This window comes from Streptomyces sp. NPDC040410 (assembly GCF_055595715.1).
Genome location: NZ_JBVIVK010000022.1, coordinates 43,016 through 60,346, shown reverse-complemented (window position 1 = coordinate 60,346; position 17,331 = coordinate 43,016). Strand labels below are relative to the sequence as shown.

The window sequence follows — 17,331 nt, the reverse complement described above, 5'->3', positions numbered from 1 at the left end:
GGAGCAGTGGATCAGGTGATTCACGCCACGGCCCGGGCCCCCTGCCATGCTGTGTGATCACTCGCCCTCACCGACTGTCACGGAACGGGATCCATGCCTGCGGAAGCCAAGGTGGTCAAGGTGGAAGCCAGAACCTCGCGACCGTCCCCCACTCTGGGCCCCGCTCGGGCGGGGGGACCCCCACCGGCGCCCCTCACCGAGCGCCAGGAGGCCCGTCGGCGCCGCATCCTGCACGCCAGCGCCCAGCTGGCCGGCCGGGGCGGTTTCGACGCGGTGCAGATGCGCGAGGTCGCGGAGTCCTCGCAGGTGGCCCTCGGCACGCTCTACCGGTACTTCCCGTCCAAGGTCCATCTGCTGGTCGCCACGATGCAGGATCAGCTGGAACACATGCACGGCACGCTGCGCAAGAAGCCGCCGGCCGGGGAGACGGCGGCCGAGCGGGTGGCGGAGACCCTGATGCGCGCCTTCCGCGCCCTGCAGCGCGAGCCGCACCTGGCCGACGCGATGGTCCGGGCCCTGACCTTCGCGGACCGCAGCGTGAGTCCGGAGGTCGACCAGGTCTCCCGGCAGACCACGATGATCATCCTGGACGCGATGGGCCTGGAGAACCCGACTCCGGACCAGTTGTCGGCGGTCCGTGTCATCGAGCACACCTGGCACTCGGCCCTGATCACCTGGCTCTCGGGCCGTGCCTCCATCGCCCAGGTGAGGATCGACATCGAGACGGTGTGCCGGCTGATCGACCTGACAGACCCGGAAGGGCACGAGTAGGACCTACGAGACGGGTTCCCTTCGCCGGTATTGTCCGGATCAGGTGATGGGGGTCGCCTTCCAGCCCGACTGCTGCTTTCCGGCCTCTCAGCCCGACCGTCGACGTCGGCCCCAGCGGAAGCAGGTGCCTCTCGCCAAAGTCGGCTACTCCGGTCGAACTCCCTCACTCGTCCCGTAGGCCACTGTCCAGGATAGAACTTCTGGAAGGCTGTGAACCCCCTGCCGGGTAATTTTTTCGGCCGAACTGTCACTAAACGGAGATGCGCGAAGAATAGTGACCATGCGGACAAGTGACTCCTGAGACACACGTGAAAGGGCGGCGGCGATACCGAAGTACCTCGTCAAGGTCAAGATGTCCGTCGACGGGCTGAACGGCCTGCTCAATACGCACCTGGCGTGCGACCTCGATGCCGTGCCCGACGTCCGCCGTCCACACGCTGCCGCTCAGGCCGTAGTCGGAGTCGTTCGCGATCTTCAGCGCCTCGGACTCGTCGCCGTACGGGAGGAGGCAGATCACCGGGCCGAAGATCTCCTCCCGGGCGATCCGCATGGAGTTGTCCACGTCACCGAAGAGCGTCGGTTCGACGTACCACCCGCGGTCCAGGCCCGGCGGACGCCCGCCGCCCGTAAGGATCTTGGCGCCCTCCTCCTGGCCGATGCGGATGTAGTCGAGGTGCCGCTGCTGCTGCCGTCCGGCCACCAGCGGGCCGACCTGCGTCGCCGCGTCCAGCGGGTCGCCGACCACCAGCGCGCTCGCGGCCGCGGCGAAGGCGTCGGCGAACTCCTCGTAGCGGGAGCGCGGCAGGAGGATACGGGTCTGGGCCACGCAGGCCTGGCCGTTGTTCATCCAGGCCGCGGAGACGATGCCGGGGACGGAGGTCTCGAGGTCCGCGTCCGGCAGCACCACGGCCGCCGACTTACCGCCCAGCTCCAGGGTCACGCGGGTCAGGTTCCGTGACGCCACCTCCATGACACGCCTGCCCGCCGCCACCGAGCAATCCGGCCAGAACACGAGAAGGTCGACTCGGGCTCCCATCGAAACTCGTTCTAGTTATAGTGACCGGAACGCGGCGATCGGGGAGCCCATGACAGAGATCCACGACCACGGCGGAGGCGTACGGTCCACCGAGGTCCCCATCCCGGACAACCCCCTCGGCCACACCCTCGTCCACGTCGTCGACACCGACCGCGGACCCGTCCTGATCGACACCGGCTGGGACGACCCGACGTCCTGGGACACCCTCGCCGAGGGCCTGGCGGCGTGCGGCACCGCGCCCGGCGAGATCCACGGGGTGGTCATCACCCACCACCACCCCGACCACCACGGCCTGTCGGGCCGGGTGCGCGAGGCGTCCGGGGCATGGGTCGCGATGCACGAGGCGGACGCCTCGATCGTCCGCAGGACCCGCGAGACCCGCCCGGAGCGCTGGTTCTCCTACATGGCCGCCAAAATCGCCGCCGCGGGCGCTCCCGAAGAGCATGTCGCGCCCCTGCGCACGCCCCGTCGCCGCCCTCTGCCGGGCTTCTCCCCCGCCCTGCCCGACCGCGCGATCGCCCCCGGCGAACTCCTCGACCTCCCCGGCCGCAGTCTGCGCGCGATCTGGACGCCGGGCCACACGCCCGGCCACGTCTGCCTCCACCTGGAGGAGGAGCATCCCTCCCGACTCCCGACTCCCGGGCCACGGCCGCCTGTTCTCCGGCGACCACCTGCTCCCCGAGATCACCCCGCACATCGGCCTCTACGAGGACCCCGACGACGCGACCGTCACCGACCCGCTCGGCGACTACCTCGACTCCCTCGAACGCGTCGGCCGTCTCGCCCCGGCCGAGGTGCTCCCCGCCCACCAGCACGCCTTCACCGACGCGCCCGCCCGGGTAAGGGAGTTGCTCGCCCACCACGAGGAACGCCTCACCGGCCTGCTGACCCTCCTGGCCGAGCCCCTCACCCCCTGGCAGCTCGCCGAGCGGATGGAGTGGAACCGCCCCTGGGAGCAAATCCCGTACGGATCAAGGAACATCGCCACCTCGGAGGCCGAGGCCCATCTGCGGCGGCTGGTGAAGCTGGGGCGGGCGGAGGCGGTGGCGGGGAGTGAGCCCGTGACGTACGTGGCGGTGTAGACCGCATGCACATCGAACACAAGCACGACACTCGATCGCCCGTCACAAATTGTGCACAGCTGATCACAGACTGTTCACTTGCGCCGAGGCCGTCACTCGCGGCGCCCTCCCCGGAACGAGGAGAGAAGAACAGCATGAAGATCGCAAGCAGCACCGTGCAGCGGGCTGCCGCTCCCGCCCTGGCCGCGGGGCTCGTCCTGGCCGCGTTCGCCACCCCGGCCGCCGCCCAGGAGGCGCCCGGCTCCACGGCGATCCGCTACAGCAGCAAGGTCACCCTCGACGCCCGCGACGGAGCGGTGAACGTGGTGGAAGCCGGCGTCGTCGACGGCCGCCTGATCATCGAGGACCAGTCGGGTGTCGAGGCGGGCCCGGGCTGCGTGCCGCTGGCCGGCAACACCGACGGCACCGCCGTCGACTGCGGACCCGTCGCCCCCCTCACCCGGTTCGTCATGGACCTGGGCGACGAGTCCGACACCGCGCACTCCAGCGTTCCGCTGAACACGACGGTCGACGCCGGGACGGGCTCCGACACCGTGTCGACCGATGGCGGCGACGACTTGATCAACCTGCGCGACAGAGCGGGCACCGACGTGGTGACCAGCTGTGGCGCGAGCACGGACGTCGTGTTCGGCAACCCCGGCGACAGCATCACCCCCGACTGCGAGCTCTGGTACGCCTTCCAGCGTTAGGCCGGACCAGGCCGCGACGATCGGCGAGAGCTTCGGCAAAGAGGGCGACCCGGGCGGGCATCACCGCGGACATCCCCCAGTCCTTCCCGAGTCGCCGTCCCGTGTGGTGCTCCGGTCCACGACTCCCGGGGCCGAACCCGCCGGCGCCCTGTACGACGGCCTGAAGCTGGCCACGCCGCTGATCTGCGTGGGCGCCGCGAACGCCCTCGCGAACCCGGCCCGCCTCCTCAAGTCCCTTCCCGGCGCCCTGTACGAGACGGACGTGGCGGTCGCCGTCGCCCTCACCTTCGCGCCGAACCTCTTCGCGGACGAGCAGCGCCTTCGTGCGGCCCGCCACCTGCGCGGCCGTCCCGACAAGGGCATACGCGGCCTGCTGCACGTAGGACTCCCGGTCCTGGAGGGAGCGCCGGAGCTCTCCGTCGCCCTCACCGCCGCGATGGACGCCCTCGACTACGGCAGTAGCTCATGAAGGGGCAGCCCGCGGTGACCGCCCCCTGACGCCCCCTTGACGCCCGCACTGACGCTCCCGCTGCGTGAAACGGCGTACGCCGACCGTCACGCAAACCCGCGCCCATGGTGAGCCACCCCACATGACTCAGGTCACCTACGATGCCGGGCCGTAGCCGTAACCGCCTGGCATGTACGCGTCCCTAGGCCTCTGACCTGCTGGTTGAGGCTCAGGACACACGGCGGCCTTCCTCCCGCATACGACCACGACCAGCAAATAGGGTTTTTGCGGACACTTCGCCGACCTGTTTGTGTGGACGACGTCGCACGGCGCCGACGAGCCCCCAGGGCCGCGGCGCCGAGGCATGTCCCGGCCGGGCCCACGCGGTCCGGCACGCACCGCGACGCCCCTGTCCCCGAAGAAAAAGGTTCTCCGTGTCCGTGTCCCGTATCGCTCGTCGCATCGCTTCCCCGAAGAAGGCCCTGACCGCCGCCGCGCTGGCGGCCGCCACGACCGGCCTGGTCCTGACGTCGGCTCCCGCTCAGGCGGCCACGTCCTCGGCCTCTTCGTCGGCCGCCTCGGCCAAGACGATCGCGCACAAGATGATCCCGGACGCCGCGCAGTTCAACGCCTTCAGCAACATCGTCGAGCACGAGAGCGGCTGGAACGTCACCGCCACCAACTCCTCCTCCGGCGCCTACGGCCTGGTCCAGGCCCTGCCCGGCTCGAAGATGGCCTCCGCGGGCTCCGACTGGAAGACGAACCCCGCCACCCAGATCGAGTGGGGTCTCAACTACATGAACGCCCGCTACGGCAGCCCGCTCGCCGCGTGGAGCTTCTGGCAGGCAAACGGCTGGTACTGATCGCAGCCGAAACAGCCGGGAGCAGTTCCGAGCGGCCCCCTGAGCGCGAAGGCGGCGGCCCCCTGATCCCCGGGGCCGCCGCCTTCGCCTTGTCGGCCCGGTCATTCCGTGCGCAGCGCGGTGGCGCTGCGGGTCTTGGCCGCTTACCCCGCCGGGGGCATCGCGCCCAGCACCGCGGTGACGATTCCGGCCGGCTGGCCCCAGCAGAGCCGGCTGCGCGGGCCCGCACCCGTCCGGGACCGACGGCGGCAGACCGGTGCTCGCGGCGCGCCCCATCACCGGGCAACGGGTAGTGGTGCGGGGCGTACCCGGACGATACGCCGACTCTGGGACGCATCCTGCTTTGGCGGTATGCCGTGTCCGTCGGCTGGTCGTTCGGCGGGGGTACATCGGACTGGCAGTGGTCCGGCGGGGAGCTGGGATGGTCGTTGGTCGGTCGGTCGGTCCGGGACCGTGGGGCAGGGGTACCGTCTGAGTGTTGCCGCAGAACGGAGTTCGCCGTGCCGCAGAGCATCGAGGAGCACACCGGCGCTCGGATCGCCCGCGTCCGGAAACAGCGCGGCCTGACACAGCAGGGGCTGGCGATGCGCACGCATGTGTCCAAGTCGCTGTTGTCGAAGGTGGAGTGTGGGCAGAAGCCTGCCTCCCCGGCTCTTCTGGCTGCCTGTGCCCGTGCGCTGGGCGTCTCGACGTCCGATCTGCTGGGACAGCCGTACGCCGAGGAGTTGCGGCGCGACCGCATGGACGCCCTGATCCAGCCGATCCGTGAAGGGCTGGAGAACTGGGATGGCGCTCTCGGCTGGGAGACAGCCCCGCGTCCGGTCGGGTTGATCCGGGCCGATGTCCAGCGGGCCCTCGTGCAGCGCCGGCAGGCGCAGTACACGGAGATGGTGCGTGACCTGCCCGGGTTGATCAATGAGTCGGTGCAGGCGGTGCACACCAGTACCGGGGAAGAGCAGCGACTGGCCTACGAGTGTCTGGCAGGGACGTTCCGGTGTGTGTTCACGGTGGCGTGGAACTTCGGCTATATCGATCTCGCCACTGTCGCGCTGGACCGGTTGGCGTGGACCGCGCCGCGCGCCGACGAGCCGGGACTGGCCGCCATGTATGCCTATCTTCGCGCGCAGACCACGATGTCGTCCGGCAGGTACGACGTGGGTCTGCGGGTGATTGACCGGGCTCTACGGGATCTCGACGGGCAGGATGCGCGCCGCCCGGCAGGCGTTGAGGCCATGCGGGGTGTGATGCATCTGCGGGCTGCGGTGATCGCGGGTCGGATGAAGGACAGGGACCAGGCAGACGCCCGCTTGGCCGAGGCCCTCTCTCTGGCCCGGACCACGGGCGAGCTGCCCGATTTCGGGGTCACCTGGGGACCGGTGAACGTCGGTGTGCACGCCGTGGCCATCGCCTCGGAGATGGACGACTTCGGGCGGGCGATCGAACTCGCCGAGGATGTGCACATCCCGCGGGGCTGGACCCGTTCCCGGGCCGGGCACCACTGGATGGATCTCGGCCGCTCGCACGCCTGGACCGGCCACCCTGAGGAAGCGCTGGACTGCCTGCTCCAGGCTCGGCGCATCGCGCCGCAGCAGACCCGCTATCACCCGACCGTGCGGGAGACCGTGTTGGCTCTCAAGCGGCAGGAGCGGGCGCGTAACAGTTCGCTGGCGCAGTACGCGGAGTGGGTGGGGATATAGCAGGTTCCCGTCGAGAGGAGTTGCACCCTTCGGTGCAACTGCTGTGCATCACCAGGCGGCAGGCTGACGCTCAGTCAGGACCCCCGCGCCTGGGCGAACGGCCCGGGGGCGTGGCCAACGCTGACAAGGAGCATCGACATGCCGGCTGGGTGGCGGCTCGCGTCGTACCTGGGCCCGGGTGACGCTGGCCGCCGAGGCCGTGCTGCTCGGCGCCTCGGCGGTCGTCGCCTTCGCCGCACCCGACGCCACGGCCGCGACCTACGCCCTGATCGCCCTCACCGCCTTCGCCATGGGCCTGCGCAACGCGACGGTCCGCAAACTGGGCGTCCCCGACCTGACCACGACCGTGCTGACAATGACCCTGACCGGCCTCGCCTCCGACTCCCGAGCCGGCGGCGGCTCCGGCCTCCGCTCTCCCCGGCGCACGGCCTCGGTCCTCGCGATGCTCGGCGGCGCCGTGCTGGGCGCGTGGCTGGTGATCCACCACGGCCTGGGCATTCCCCTGCTCGTCGCGACGCTGGTGGTGGGGGTGCTGGCGGTGGTGGCGTCCGGGCGGGAGTGATCCGGGTGGTGCGCCGGGCAGCAGTTCAGCGGCTCCTGCGGTAGTTGAGGGCGAAGTCCTGCTCCCATGCCGCCTCGCCGCCGTCCCGCGCGATCTCCCATTCGCCGCGGATCGTGCTGCCGTCGTCGCTGACGTGACCGGTGAACCGCTGCCGGAAGTCCAGTGGCGAGAAGTCCGGCGCCTCCCGCAGCAGCCGCCACATCCCGTCGGCAAAGGTCATCGCGTACACCCGTACGACGCCCCGCGAATCGAAGTAGTGCTGCGTGTACGCGCCGGTCTCCGGGTCCACCGCGACGATCGCCATGCTGTCCGGGGCCTCGGCGAGCGGGATCTCGGTGCGCTGGACCAGGAAACGTCCGTCCAAGGTCCACTCGAACACGCTGCGGGCGGCAGGCGCGTCCAGACCGGGAAACGCGGCTTCCACCGCCCATTCGCCGACCAGCACGTCCAGCCTCTCCAGAGCCTCCTGCCGTGCGGATCCACCCATGGCGAACACCTCCTCTTCTTATAGGACGGCAACGGCGAGAGAAAGTCATCGGTCCCCGCACTCGAACCACATCGCCTTGCCTCCGCCGGTCACACGCACCTCGTGCACGGCCTCTTGCGGACCAAGGCGTACGCGCGTGCCGTCCTTGGTGTCTCCAGGTACTGCCGTTCCCGGCCGGAGCGCATGCCGGTTCGCAAGGCTCGTTCGACCTCTTCCGCTTCGTCAGCGACCCGGACATCGTCTGCACGGAGGGGTACGGCAGCGGACATCAAACCGCCAACCCGGACACCGTCAAGGACTGTTGGCTCCGTTACGATCACCTCCAGGCAGCCGCCCTTCCCCTCAGGGATTGGGCGGAGCTGATCCGGCGCGTGATGGAGGAACGCCATGGCGAACAACGTGACGCCGAACGGGATCCGGTGGCGTAAGTCCAGCTACAGCGGCGGCCAGGGCGGCTCCTGCGTCGAGGGAGCGCCTCTCGGCGACCTGTCCTGGCGTAAGTCCAGCTACAGCGGCGGCCAGGGCGGCGAGTGCCTGGAGATCGCCGAAGTCCCGTGCACCGCCCTCGCCAGCCGCGACTCGAAGAACCCGGCGGGGCCGATCCTCAGAACCCCTCCCAGGGCGCCGGGTTCGGTCGAATTCCGCTACATGCAGCCTTGATCCCTCCGTAGCCGAGGATGACGGCCGCCGCGTGGCGAACCGTGCCCTGGACCCTCTTGCCCTGCCTGATGGCCCGTACGTAGCTCACGAATCGGCGAATGCCGACGTTCCTGCATAGCGAGCGGGCGTGCTGCTGGCTCGCGTGTTGCCGTACGTGGAGGTGTCCTGGACGGTGGGGGACTTGCTGGGGCCAGCGGGAGCTGGACGGTGATGTCGCCGTGGATGTACTGGCGTGCAGGACGGTGTTACCGGTCTTGCTGGTGGTTGCAGCCAAACAGCCGCTTACAGCCCGGGTCTCTTGAGAGCTGCCCAGGCTGATGCGAGATTGCCTATGTGGTGGACTTGGGAGACAGCAGGGCCCAGGGGCCTTCACTTGGCTGTAGCCGCCGGGCAGTGGTCACGTTGGCAGTGCACCGTACAGCGCCGCGCCGACAGCAGCGAAGGCCGCGCCAGCCCACTGGGGCCAAGAGGAGACGCGTGTCCCTGCCGCGTAGGCGAGGGCCGTGGCGGCCATGGCGGGCCACAGAATGCTGAACGCGGCAGTGCCGAGCGAGAAGTGGTCTGTCACGGCGGCTACTGCGTACCCGGCGATCGCCGCTGCTGCGGCAACCGGGAAGCCGGTGCCGAACGGGTTCCAGGCGGCGGAGGCCGTCTCCCCACGCTTGGCGCGGACGGAGAGCATGATCGATGTGATCAGTGAGGCGCCGGCAACCACGGTCCACAACAGCGCAGGGACAACCGAGAGGGGGGTGGGTGTGTTGATGGGGGTTCTTCCTCATCAGTCTGTTCTGGCCGGGGCTGGCCCCGGCCAGAACAGACTGTGGTAGGGGTGAATCGGGCACGACAGAAGGCGTCGTCGGATTCAGCGCCGACGGCGTCCGGTGTCTACAGCTTGGTCTTGATGCACTTGTCGTAGACGGTGTCGATGCCCAGGATCGTGGCGCTGGCGGTGAGCAGCATAGTTGCCAGGCGCTCCATCTTCAGGGATGTGCTGCGTGCGCTCATCACGCGGGTGACGGCGGCACGGATGCCGCCCCATCGCTTGATGACGCGCCAGATCCTGCGGATCTTGGTGATGGCGAAGTAGGAGCTGCCGAGCAGACACAGGATGGCGCCCACGCACACCGTGATGCGCCAGGCACGGCCCCAGGAGAACCAGCCTTTGCCGTTCAGGTCGTACATGGTGATCGGGTCCGGCGGATAGCCATAGGCGTTCGCACCGCCACCGGCAATCGGTGTCCAAGATCGTTTTGTGACGAACGACGTGGACACCCTCGCGACAGCACTCTATGCGACCACCGACGACATGCTGAAGGAGCATCCCGACCTGGCGCCGCGGCGCCCGCCGGTCGGCATTACGCCCCGCCTGAGCGATGCTGAACTGGTCACCCGCGCCACGATGCAGGCCATACTCGGCTACACCTCCGAGGCCAAATGGCTCGGCCATGCCCGTGCCCACCTGCGCCACCTCTTCCCCTACCTGCCCCAGCAGCCCGGCTACAACAAGCGGCTGCGCAAGGCCGCCGGTCTGATGCGAAGCGTCAACCGGATCCTGGCCACCACCACCTCGGTGTGGAGCGACGACATATGGGTCGTGGACTCCACCCCGGTGGAGTGCGGCCGCTCCCGCGAGACCGTCAAACGCTCCAACCTGGCAGGTTGGGCCGAATACAGCTACTGCGCCAGCCACAGCCGCTTCTTCTGGGGCCTGCGCCTGCACCTGGTCTGCACCCTTCAGGGCCTGCCCATCGCCTTCGCCCTGACCGGGGCCAAGGCCGACGAACGCGAGACCCTCCTTGACCTCCTGGCAGCCGAATGCGAGCTTCTGCGAGAGCGCCCCCGACAGACTCTCATCGGCGACAAGAACTACTTCGGCCGTGGTTTCGAACGCGAACTGTCCGAGCATGGAGTCCAGTTGCTGCGGCCTGCCCGTAAAGGTGAACGGGAACGGCCTGGCGCAGCCCTGTTCAAGCCGCTGCGACAGGTCATCGAATCGATCAACGAGACCTTCAAGGGACAGCTTGACCTCGAACGGCACCGAGGGCGCACACCCAGAGGTCTCATAGCCCGCGTCATACAACGCATCCTCGCGCTGACCGCCGCGATCTGGCACAACGACGCCACCGGACAAACCGTCCTACGCTCACTGATCGCCTACGATCACTGACCCCTTGGACTAGATCATCTAGAGGATTCCATTCGTGTACGCCGCGGACGCGCTTCCGGCGAGCGCGATGAGCAGGAGCCCGGCGATGGCGATCCGGCGCTTCTTAGGAGTCAGTTGGCGCCAGTTCGCCGCGAACTCGAAGAAGTACAGTGCCGAGGCATAGACCAGGACCTCAAGTGCAAGGTCCCAGTGGAATGCCCACCGGTTGGAAGCCACTGATCCGATGATGTGGCCGATTACAACGGCGACGCCACCGAAGAGCACGGTTCGGGACGGACCATGTTCGGGGCTGTCGGGACGGGGGCGGCTCGGAGATCGCCTGGGATTCGAAATGTGTTCTCGGGCGATGAACCCGTAGGCGATGACGGCGACGGCAAGCAGAAGGCAGCCCACCACGATGGCCGAGGCGGCATCGTCGGCGCGTGAGGCCAGTTCCATTGCGAGCACGGTGATTCGACTTTCTGTCGCGGTTTCATGGGCTGCGGCCAGGCCGGCGCCCTGGGAGGGGTTCCCAGAGCGCCGGGTTCGTCAGATTCCGCTACATGCAGCCTTGATCCCTCCGTAGCCGAGGATGACGGCCGCCGCGTGGCGAACCGTGCCCTGGACCCTCTTGCCCTGCCTGATGGCCCGTACGTAGCTCACGAATCGGCGAATGCCGACGTTCTTGATGACCCTGAAGCAGCATGTCCGCAGGTCCGCAGGTCCGCAGGTCCGCAGGTCCGCAGGTCCGCAGGTCCGCAGGTCCAGCAAGTCCCGCGGCTTCCTGGGACAGGCCCTGGCACCGCGGCTCCCGAGGGAGGCGGGAGCGCACCCCGTCCCTACGCCCCGCCCCTGCCTCCCCCGAGAACCACCAGGCAGTGCAACGCGCCCGGGTCAGCTCGGCGCGCCCTCATTCACCAGGGCCGGTTCGTTGTCGGCAGGCGCAGGCGTCGCGCGCCGTGCCCGCGGCCCCTGGAACAGATACGTCAGCCCGAAGCCCGCGACGACCGCCGCCGCGCCGCCGGCCGCGTCCAGCACCCAGTGGTTGCCGGTGGCGACGATCGCCGAGACCGTGAAGAACGGGTGCAGCAGGCCGAGCGCCTTCATCCACCACCTGGGCGCGACGACCGCGATGACGAGTCCGCACCACAGCGACCAGCCGAAGTGCAGCGACGGCATCGCCGCGTACTGGTTGGTGAGGGCCGTCAGCGTGCCGTAGTCCGGCTTGGAGAAGTCCTGGACGCCGTGCACGGTGTCGATGATGCCGAGGCCGGGCAGCAGGCGCGGCGGGGCCAGCGGGTAGAGCCAGAAGCCGACCAGGGCGAGCAGGGTGGTGAAGCCGAGGGCCGAGCGGGCCCAGCGGTAGTCGACCGGGCGGCGCCAGTACAGGACGGCGAAGACGCTCAGCGGGACCACGAAGTGGAACGACTCGTAGTAGAAGTCGAAGAAGTTCCGCAGCCAGTCGACCTTCACGACCGCGTGGTTGATCGCGTGCTCGATGTCGAGCCGCAGGAAGCGTTCGAGGTCGAGGATCTGGTGGGCGTGGTGCTCCGCGGCGGCGCGACCCTCCGAGTTGCTGCCGCCGGTCGCCGCGAGCCGGACCTGCTGGTAGGCGGCGTAGGTGACGCGGATCAGGAGGAGTTCGAGCAGCAGGTTCGGGCGGGTGAGGACGCGGCGCAGGAACGGCAGCAACGGGATGTGCCTGAAGCGCGTGGGGACCGGCGCGGCGTGCTCGGTGGGGACGGGTGACTGGTAGTACGGCGAGGTCCGGGACAGGAACGGGATGAAGGTGGCGGCGGCGAGGGCGGCGAGCAGGACGACGTTGTCACGCAGCGTGTACAGGGCCGCCATGTTCGGCAGCATCATCGTCGCCGGCAGCGTCATCACCAGGATCACGGCGACCGGCCACACGTACCGGTCGGAGGCCCGCTTGCCGACCCGGCCGACGACCGCGAGCAGCACCCACAGCAGCTGGTGCTGCCAGGTGGTGGGCGAGACGGCGATCGCGGCGCAGCCGGTGATGGCGACGGCGAGCAGCAGTTGTCCGTCGCGGGCGTAGCGCACGGCACGGCGCAGGCCGAGGACGGCGACGGCCGCACCCAGGAGGAGGAAGAGGGTGATCTCCAGTGGCCCGGACAGGCCCAGGCGCAGCAGGGCGCCGTGCAGGGACTGGTTGGCGAGGTCGTCGGCCTTGCCGCCGAGGCCGACTCCGGCCATGTGGTGCACCCAGTACATGTACGAGTCGTGCGGCATCGCGGCCCAGGCGAGCGCGGTGCAGCCGGCGAACGTGGCGCCCAGGGACGCGGCGGCGCGGCGGCGGTCGGTGTACCACAGCAGCGGCGCGAAGAGCAGCACCGTCGGCTGGAGGGCGGCGGCGAAGCCGATCAGCAGGCCGCCGGCCCGCTCACCGCGTATGGCGAAGCAGCCGAGCAGGACGAGCAGGACGGGGATGATGCTCGTCTGGCCGAGCCAGAGCGTGTTGCGTACCGGCAGCGACAGCATGAGCATGCTGATCGCGACCGGGGCGGCCAGCAGTGAGGTGCGGCGGCTGACGGGCTGCGGGAGGGCGCGGGCGGCGACCAGGCCGAGGGCGACGACCAGCAGCAGGGTGCCGAAGGTCCAGCCCCAGCCGAGGGCCTGCTCGGCAGCCCGGGTCAGTGGCTTGAGGACCAGTCCCCCGAAGGGGGTACCGGTGAAGCGCGTCGAGTCGTACAGCGAGCCGTTGACGTGCAGGACGCCGTCGGGCCCGACCCAGTTCTCCAGGTCCGTCAGCCGCTCGCCGCGGGGCGTCCTGAGGACGACGGTCATCTGCCGTGCGGCGAGGAGGGCGGCGACCAGCCACAGACCCAGCCGTGCCGCGTGCAGGCGCGCCCGGGCCGTACCGGCCGTCGTCGCCCCGAAAGCTTCCGCCGGTCGCCCGCTGTGCTCCGCATTCGCCACGCCTCGTCGGCCTCCCGCCCCGTCGTCCCGCGCGCCCCGTGTGCCGCATTCTCTTCGCGAACCCTATGAGGCTCGCACCACCCCCGGAAAAGGACGCAGGCAACCCTCGCTTCACCTGACGTCCGTCCTTCTTTTGTCCGGATGACGATAGTGCGCGGACGGTTCGTTCGCCTCCGCAGGGCGCGAGATGGATCACAGTGGTTGCGGGAAGTGATTGCGGGAACTCGCCGCGGCCGCCACTCCGTAGCCTGCAGCCCGGTCGGGGCACTTCCGCCGATCGGCTGAAACCGTCGGCGGAAGGCCGAAGGAAATACGCTGACAGGAACCCTGCACACGACTATGTTCGTTAGCGCAACTAGTTAGCCCATCTAACTAGAATACGAAAGGCATAGGTGCATGAGCGAGTCGCAGCTCTGGGACGCCGTCGACGACTACTTCACCGCCCATCTCTCGCCCGACGACGAAGCCCTGGAAGCGGCCGTGCGCGACAGCGAGGCCGCCGAGCTCCCGCACGTCGCCGTCACGGCACCGCAGGGCAAGTTCCTCCACCTCCTCGCCCTGATCCAGGGCGCCCGCACCATCCTCGAGATCGGCACGCTCGGGGGCTACAGCACCATCTGGCTGGCCCGCGCCCTGCCCGCCGACGGCCGGCTGATCTCCCTCGAGTACGACCCCCGGCACGCCGAGGTCGCCACCCGCAACATCGCGCGTGCCGGACTCGACAAGGTCGTCGAGGTGCGGGTGGGCCCGGCCCTGGAGTCCCTGCCCCAGCTGGCCGACGAGAACCCGGCCCCCTTCGACCTGGTCTTCATCGACGCGGACAAGGCCAACAACCCGAACTATGTGGAGTGGGCTCTCAGGCTCACCCGCGCGGGCAGCCTGATCGTCGTCGACAACGTCGTGCGGGGCGGCCGGGTGGCCGACCAGGAGAGCACCGCCTCCGACGTGCGGGGCTCCCGCGAGGCCATCGAACTCATCGGCAGCCACCCGAGGCTGGACGGCACCGCGATCCAGACGGTGGGCACCAAGGGCTACGACGGCTTCGCACTGGCCCGCGTGCTGGCGTAGCCCTTCCCTGCCGACCCTGGCCAGTGCCGCGTCGGCCAGGGTCCGCCCCGTCGCGGCGTCCGGCACGCTCCCCCACCGCCCTGAGGGCGTGGGAGGTGCCCCCACCGGACGCCGCTGCCTGAACGGGCAAATCTTGGCTGACCGGCACTAGACCTCGTGGTAATAGCCGACGTTGACGCTGCGCGGGGCGGTGCGGTCCCTGATGATGACCTCGCCGCCGGCGCCACTGGGCAGCGCCACCGTCCCGCCGTAGGCGAGGGGCTGCGCGTACTCGCCGACCGTCAGCACGACCTCCGAGGACGGGTCGGGCTGCGAGCCGCGCAGCCAGGTCACCTGCCAGGTGCCCTCGGGGCCGCACAGGAACTCCAGGTGCACCCGGGAGACGAACAGCCAGTCGTCGGGCGTCGACAACCGGCACACGGACTTGTCCCGGCCCACGCGAAGCACGGCACCCGGCTCGCTGGGCGCGTCGGCCATGAGCATCCCGGCCGTGACGCCCTCCTCCTCCGCGGAGACGGCAGCCATGGTGAGTTCGAGCACGTGCGCTCCTTCTGAAGTGTCCTTACACAGCCGCCGTATGATAAATCCCCCGGCTCTACCGCGTCCGGCACAATGGAGTCATGACCGAGCGAAAGCCCCCCGGTGTCCCGTTCGAGTCCTGGGTCGACAAGCAGATCCGCGACGCCGAGGCGCGGGGCGACTTCGCCCACCTCGCCGGCGCGGGCAAACCCCTTCCAGGCGGCACCGACACGTCGTACGACGAACTGTGGTGGGTCAGGCAGAAGATGGCCCGCGAGGGCCTCTCGGTACTGCCTCCGACCCTGGCCCTGCGCAAGGAGGCCGAGGACGCGCTGCTGGCGGCCGCGAAGGCGCCGACCGAGCGGATCGTCCGGAAGATCGTGAAGGACATCAATGTCAAGATCCGTGACGTCATGTTCAAGCCGCCGCCCGGCCCCCCGCTCGGTCTGAAGCCGTACGACGTCGAGGACGTCGTACGCCAGTGGCGGGAGGGCCGGGCGACGGCCGGGTAGGCCGGACGGGTCACAGGTGCAGGAGCCGCTCCGTCAGTTCGCGGTAGTCCCGCAGGGCCAGACGCAGTTGCTCGGTGTCGACGCTCGTGGCCGGCTTGTCCTCGTAGCCGTCGGCGGACTGCCAGGACCCGCGGAGGGTACGGCGGCGCCGCGACACGGCGTCGGTGAACTCGGCGGCGACCTCTTCGAGCACGTGGTCCGCCTCTTCCACGGCGGCACGGGGTCCGTCGACGAACCCGGTAACGGCGTGCTGCAGCCGCAGGGAGAGCTTGTCGCCCTCGTCGTGCGGGAAGAGGTGCGTGCCGCTCCCGCCGGGCTCCCACGCGGCGGTGGACGGTGCTGAGGTGCTCTCCGGGGTGTGGGTGTCCTGTGTGGCACGAGTGCCGGGGGTCTCGCGCCCGGAGGCGTCGGGTGCGGCGACACGGCCCGCGGCTGTCTCACCGCCCCCAGCGGACCCACGGCCCGCGCCTGACTCACGGCCCGCAGCGAACTCACGGCCCGAAGTAACGGACTCACGGCCCGCTCCGGACTCAGAGCCCGCAGCGAACTCACGGCCCGAGGCCATCCCACCGCCCTCGGCGGACTCACGGTCCGAACCAACGGACTCACGGCCCGCGCCGGACTCAGAGCCCGCAGCGAACTCACGGCCCGAGGCCATCCCACCGCCCTCAGCGGACTCACGGCCCGAACCAACGGACTCACGGCCCGCGCCGGACTCAGAGCCCGCAGCGAACTCACGGCCCGAAGCGACGGTCTCGCGGCCCTCGCCTGGCGCGGCCGGGTGGCCGGTCGTCGCGGTGCCGGGCGCCGTCTCGCCGCGCGGCACGCTCGCCGGTTTACCCGTCACCGGGTCCGGGACCGGTGCTGTCGGCCGGTCGGAGCCCGCAGCCGACGCCGGGTCGTGACCCGGAGTCGTCGCCGGGGACGTCCGGCGGCCATCCTTCTCGTCGTCGCGCGGAGCGCCCTCCGCGCCCTCGCCGGTCGTCGCGTCCGTCATGTCGGTCAGCTTCCCTTCGCGTGGCGCCGGGTGACGGCCCACGGCAGGTGGCCGCGGCCGTGGCCGCGGGCGGGCGTCCGGGACTCATCCCGGTCCCTGTGATCCCTGTGGTCCTCGTGATCCCTGTGATCCCTGTGGCGTGCCGGGCCCACCAGGTCCTCGAACAGGGCCCGGGCCTCGACCATGGCCTCGCGCATCTCCTCCGTGCCGGCCCGGCCGCCGTCCGGCGTCCCGCTCACACGAGTACTGGTGACGCGGTGGACGCGCCGGTAGCCGTGCACATGGTCCGCGTGGTGCACGGACAGCGCGGCGAGCTGCTCCTCGTACTCCGCGCCGGCCGGGAAGCCGCGCACTTCCGCCAGCTCCGCGAGCAGCCGGTCCGCCTCCGCCACCGCCTCCGGCGGCGAGTCGACGAAGCGCTCCTGTGCAGCCGTCCAGCGCGCCTCGAACTGCTCCCGCTGCGCCGGCTCGATCTCCCGCTCGCGCAGCGATCCGTGCCGCTCCACGCGCTCGGCGAGTTCGCGCTCGGCGGCCTCGGCGTCCCCGTCGTGCCGGGCCACGGCACGGTCGTACTCGGGCCCGAAGCGCCGCTTCAGGCTGCCTCCCGTGTGCCCGCGCCGGGCACGCAGGGTCAGGACGGCCGCGACGATGACGACGGCCGCCACGATCACGATCAGAGCGATGATCACGCCAGTGGACATGTATGCCTTCCGGGGTTCTCGACCCAACCGGCTCCCCTTACGGACCGGTTCCCTGACCGGGTTGCCCCGAAGGCGGCCCTCAAACGGCGCCCGGGGTGCCGGGCCGTTTCACGGGACCGGCGTGTCGATTCGGCGGCGGCCCGATCGACGCAA

At 69.9% G+C, this 17,331-nt stretch carries 16 protein-coding genes and 5 pseudogenes; 12 read left to right on the top strand and 9 right to left on the bottom strand.

The features are described 5' to 3' along the window. The first annotated feature begins 93 nt into the window (after nucleotides 1-93). A complete protein-coding gene (locus tag ACZ562_RS32040; RefSeq protein ID WP_471186324.1) occupies nucleotides 94-771 on the top strand; it encodes a TetR family transcriptional regulator in 678 nt (225 codons plus the stop codon). A 385-nt stretch (nucleotides 772-1,156) separates the two neighbouring features. On the opposite strand, the pseudogene ACZ562_RS32035 reads toward ACZ562_RS32040, so the two are convergent. Continuing rightward, a pseudogene (locus ACZ562_RS32035) lies at nucleotides 1,157-1,765 on the bottom strand (aldehyde dehydrogenase family protein); the annotation flags it as partial. A 91-nt stretch (nucleotides 1,766-1,856) separates the two neighbouring features. Between ACZ562_RS32035 and ACZ562_RS32030 the strand changes: the two are divergent. From ACZ562_RS32030 to ACZ562_RS32005, 6 genes and pseudogenes are all read left to right on the top strand, one after another. Next, nucleotides 1,857-2,889 (top strand): annotated as a pseudogene (locus ACZ562_RS32030) (MBL fold metallo-hydrolase). Nucleotides 2,890-3,023: 134 nt separating this feature from the next. Continuing rightward, nucleotides 3,024-3,578 carry a hypothetical protein gene (locus ACZ562_RS32025; RefSeq protein WP_471186322.1) on the top strand — a complete coding sequence of 185 codons (555 nt, stop codon included), beginning with the start codon at nucleotides 3,024-3,026 and terminating at the stop codon, nucleotides 3,576-3,578. Nucleotides 3,579-3,723: 145 nt separating this feature from the next. Continuing rightward, nucleotides 3,724-4,044: pseudogene (locus ACZ562_RS32020) on the top strand (energy-coupling factor transporter transmembrane protein EcfT); the annotation flags it as partial. 416 nt (nucleotides 4,045-4,460) lie between these two features. Further along, nucleotides 4,461-4,889 carry an aggregation-promoting factor C-terminal-like domain-containing protein gene (locus tag ACZ562_RS32015; RefSeq protein WP_471186319.1) on the top strand — a complete coding sequence of 143 codons (429 nt, stop codon included), beginning with the start codon at nucleotides 4,461-4,463 and terminating at the stop codon, nucleotides 4,887-4,889. 500 nt (nucleotides 4,890-5,389) lie between these two features. Next, nucleotides 5,390-6,586, top strand: coding sequence for a helix-turn-helix domain-containing protein (locus ACZ562_RS32010; RefSeq protein WP_471186316.1), 1,197 nt, complete (start codon nucleotides 5,390-5,392; stop codon nucleotides 6,584-6,586). Nucleotides 6,587-6,728: 142 nt separating this feature from the next. Further along, a pseudogene (locus ACZ562_RS32005) lies at nucleotides 6,729-7,148 on the top strand (DUF1275 family protein); the annotation flags it as partial. A 25-nt stretch (nucleotides 7,149-7,173) separates the two neighbouring features. Here the strand turns inward: ACZ562_RS32005 and ACZ562_RS32000 are convergent. Beyond that, nucleotides 7,174-7,635 (bottom strand): hypothetical protein, encoded by a 462-nt coding sequence (locus tag ACZ562_RS32000; protein WP_471186313.1) that lies wholly within the window; start codon nucleotides 7,633-7,635, stop codon nucleotides 7,174-7,176. A 152-nt stretch (nucleotides 7,636-7,787) separates the two neighbouring features. On the opposite strand from ACZ562_RS32000, the pseudogene ACZ562_RS31995 reads away from it, so the two are divergent. Beyond that, a pseudogene (locus ACZ562_RS31995) lies at nucleotides 7,788-8,063 on the top strand (Scr1 family TA system antitoxin-like transcriptional regulator); the annotation flags it as partial. Beyond that, nucleotides 8,023-8,295, top strand: a complete 273-nt coding sequence (locus ACZ562_RS31990) for a DUF397 domain-containing protein (protein WP_471186310.1) — start codon at nucleotides 8,023-8,025, stop codon at nucleotides 8,293-8,295. The pseudogene ACZ562_RS31995 and the gene ACZ562_RS31990, both read left to right, overlap by 41 nt. Nucleotides 8,296-8,692: 397 nt before the next feature. On the opposite strand, the gene ACZ562_RS31985 is transcribed toward ACZ562_RS31990, so the two are convergent. Beyond that, nucleotides 8,693-8,977 (bottom strand): hypothetical protein, encoded by a 285-nt coding sequence (locus tag ACZ562_RS31985; RefSeq protein WP_471186307.1) that lies wholly within the window; start codon nucleotides 8,975-8,977, stop codon nucleotides 8,693-8,695. 203 nt (nucleotides 8,978-9,180) lie between these two features. After that, the gene (locus ACZ562_RS31980) at nucleotides 9,181-9,567 is read right to left on the bottom strand and encodes a hypothetical protein (protein WP_471186304.1); all 387 of its coding nucleotides are present in this window, start codon (nucleotides 9,565-9,567) and stop codon (nucleotides 9,181-9,183) included. Between ACZ562_RS31980 and ACZ562_RS31975 the strand changes: the two genes are divergently transcribed. Continuing rightward, complete coding sequence (locus tag ACZ562_RS31975) at nucleotides 9,548-10,462, top strand: IS982 family transposase (RefSeq protein ID WP_471186301.1); 915 nt, start codon at nucleotides 9,548-9,550, stop codon at nucleotides 10,460-10,462. The two genes, ACZ562_RS31980 and ACZ562_RS31975, sit on opposite strands and share 20 nt — an antisense overlap. A gap of 18 nt (nucleotides 10,463-10,480) precedes the next feature. Here ACZ562_RS31975 and ACZ562_RS31970 read toward each other — a convergent pair whose 3' ends face one another. Together ACZ562_RS31970 and ACZ562_RS31965 are read right to left on the bottom strand one after the other, a co-directional pair. After that, the gene (locus tag ACZ562_RS31970; RefSeq protein ID WP_471186299.1) at nucleotides 10,481-10,900 is read right to left on the bottom strand and encodes a hypothetical protein; all 420 of its coding nucleotides are present in this window, start codon (nucleotides 10,898-10,900) and stop codon (nucleotides 10,481-10,483) included. 435 nt (nucleotides 10,901-11,335) lie between these two features. Continuing rightward, entirely contained in the window at nucleotides 11,336-13,381 is a 2,046-nt protein-coding gene (locus ACZ562_RS31965; RefSeq protein WP_471186296.1) for a bifunctional glycosyltransferase 87/phosphatase PAP2 family protein, read from the bottom strand. Nucleotides 13,382-13,777: 396 nt separating this feature from the next. Between ACZ562_RS31965 and ACZ562_RS31960 the strand changes: the two genes are divergently transcribed. Then, nucleotides 13,778-14,449, top strand: coding sequence for an O-methyltransferase (locus ACZ562_RS31960; protein WP_471186293.1), 672 nt, complete (start codon nucleotides 13,778-13,780; stop codon nucleotides 14,447-14,449). Between the two features lie 147 nt (nucleotides 14,450-14,596). On the opposite strand, the gene ACZ562_RS31955 is transcribed toward ACZ562_RS31960, so the two are convergent. Then, a complete protein-coding gene (locus ACZ562_RS31955) occupies nucleotides 14,597-14,989 on the bottom strand; it encodes an FHA domain-containing protein (protein ID WP_471186290.1) in 393 nt (130 codons plus the stop codon). An 80-nt stretch (nucleotides 14,990-15,069) separates the two neighbouring features. Between ACZ562_RS31955 and ACZ562_RS31950 the strand changes: the two genes are divergently transcribed. Further along, nucleotides 15,070-15,480 carry a DnaJ family domain-containing protein gene (locus ACZ562_RS31950; RefSeq protein WP_471186287.1) on the top strand — a complete coding sequence of 137 codons (411 nt, stop codon included), beginning with the start codon at nucleotides 15,070-15,072 and terminating at the stop codon, nucleotides 15,478-15,480. 10 nt (nucleotides 15,481-15,490) lie between these two features. Here the strand turns inward: ACZ562_RS31950 and ACZ562_RS31945 are convergent, their stop codons facing one another. Beyond that, nucleotides 15,491-16,477 (bottom strand): hypothetical protein, encoded by a 987-nt coding sequence (locus tag ACZ562_RS31945; protein WP_471186285.1) that lies wholly within the window; start codon nucleotides 16,475-16,477, stop codon nucleotides 15,491-15,493. A 5-nt stretch (nucleotides 16,478-16,482) separates the two neighbouring features. Further along, nucleotides 16,483-17,178, bottom strand: a complete 696-nt coding sequence (locus ACZ562_RS31940) for a hypothetical protein (protein WP_471186282.1) — start codon at nucleotides 17,176-17,178, stop codon at nucleotides 16,483-16,485. Nucleotides 17,179-17,331: the final 153 nt, after the last annotated feature.

Bases quoted from the DNA above. Each gene is read 5' to 3' on its own strand.
- ACZ562_RS31950 (WP_471186287.1), top strand. From the start codon at position 15,070: ATGACCGAGCGAAAGCCCCCCGGTGTCCCGTTCGAGTCCTGGGTCGAC.
- ACZ562_RS31990 (WP_471186310.1), top strand. From the start codon at position 8,023: ATGGCGAACAACGTGACGCCGAACGGGATCCGGTGGCGTAAGTCCAGC.
- ACZ562_RS32025 (WP_471186322.1), top strand. From the start codon at position 3,024: ATGAAGATCGCAAGCAGCACCGTGCAGCGGGCTGCCGCTCCCGCCCTG.
- ACZ562_RS31940 (WP_471186282.1), bottom strand. From the start codon at position 17,178: ATGTCCACTGGCGTGATCATCGCTCTGATCGTGATCGTGGCGGCCGTC.
- ACZ562_RS31970 (WP_471186299.1), bottom strand. From the start codon at position 10,900: ATGGAACTGGCCTCACGCGCCGACGATGCCGCCTCGGCCATCGTGGTG.
- ACZ562_RS32000 (WP_471186313.1), bottom strand. From the start codon at position 7,635: ATGGGTGGATCCGCACGGCAGGAGGCTCTGGAGAGGCTGGACGTGCTG.
- ACZ562_RS31945 (WP_471186285.1), bottom strand. From the start codon at position 16,477: ATGACGGACGCGACGACCGGCGAGGGCGCGGAGGGCGCTCCGCGCGAC.
- ACZ562_RS31985 (WP_471186307.1), bottom strand. From the start codon at position 8,977: ATGCTCTCCGTCCGCGCCAAGCGTGGGGAGACGGCCTCCGCCGCCTGG.
- ACZ562_RS32040 (WP_471186324.1), top strand. From the start codon at position 94: ATGCCTGCGGAAGCCAAGGTGGTCAAGGTGGAAGCCAGAACCTCGCGA.
- ACZ562_RS31960 (WP_471186293.1), top strand. From the start codon at position 13,778: ATGAGCGAGTCGCAGCTCTGGGACGCCGTCGACGACTACTTCACCGCC.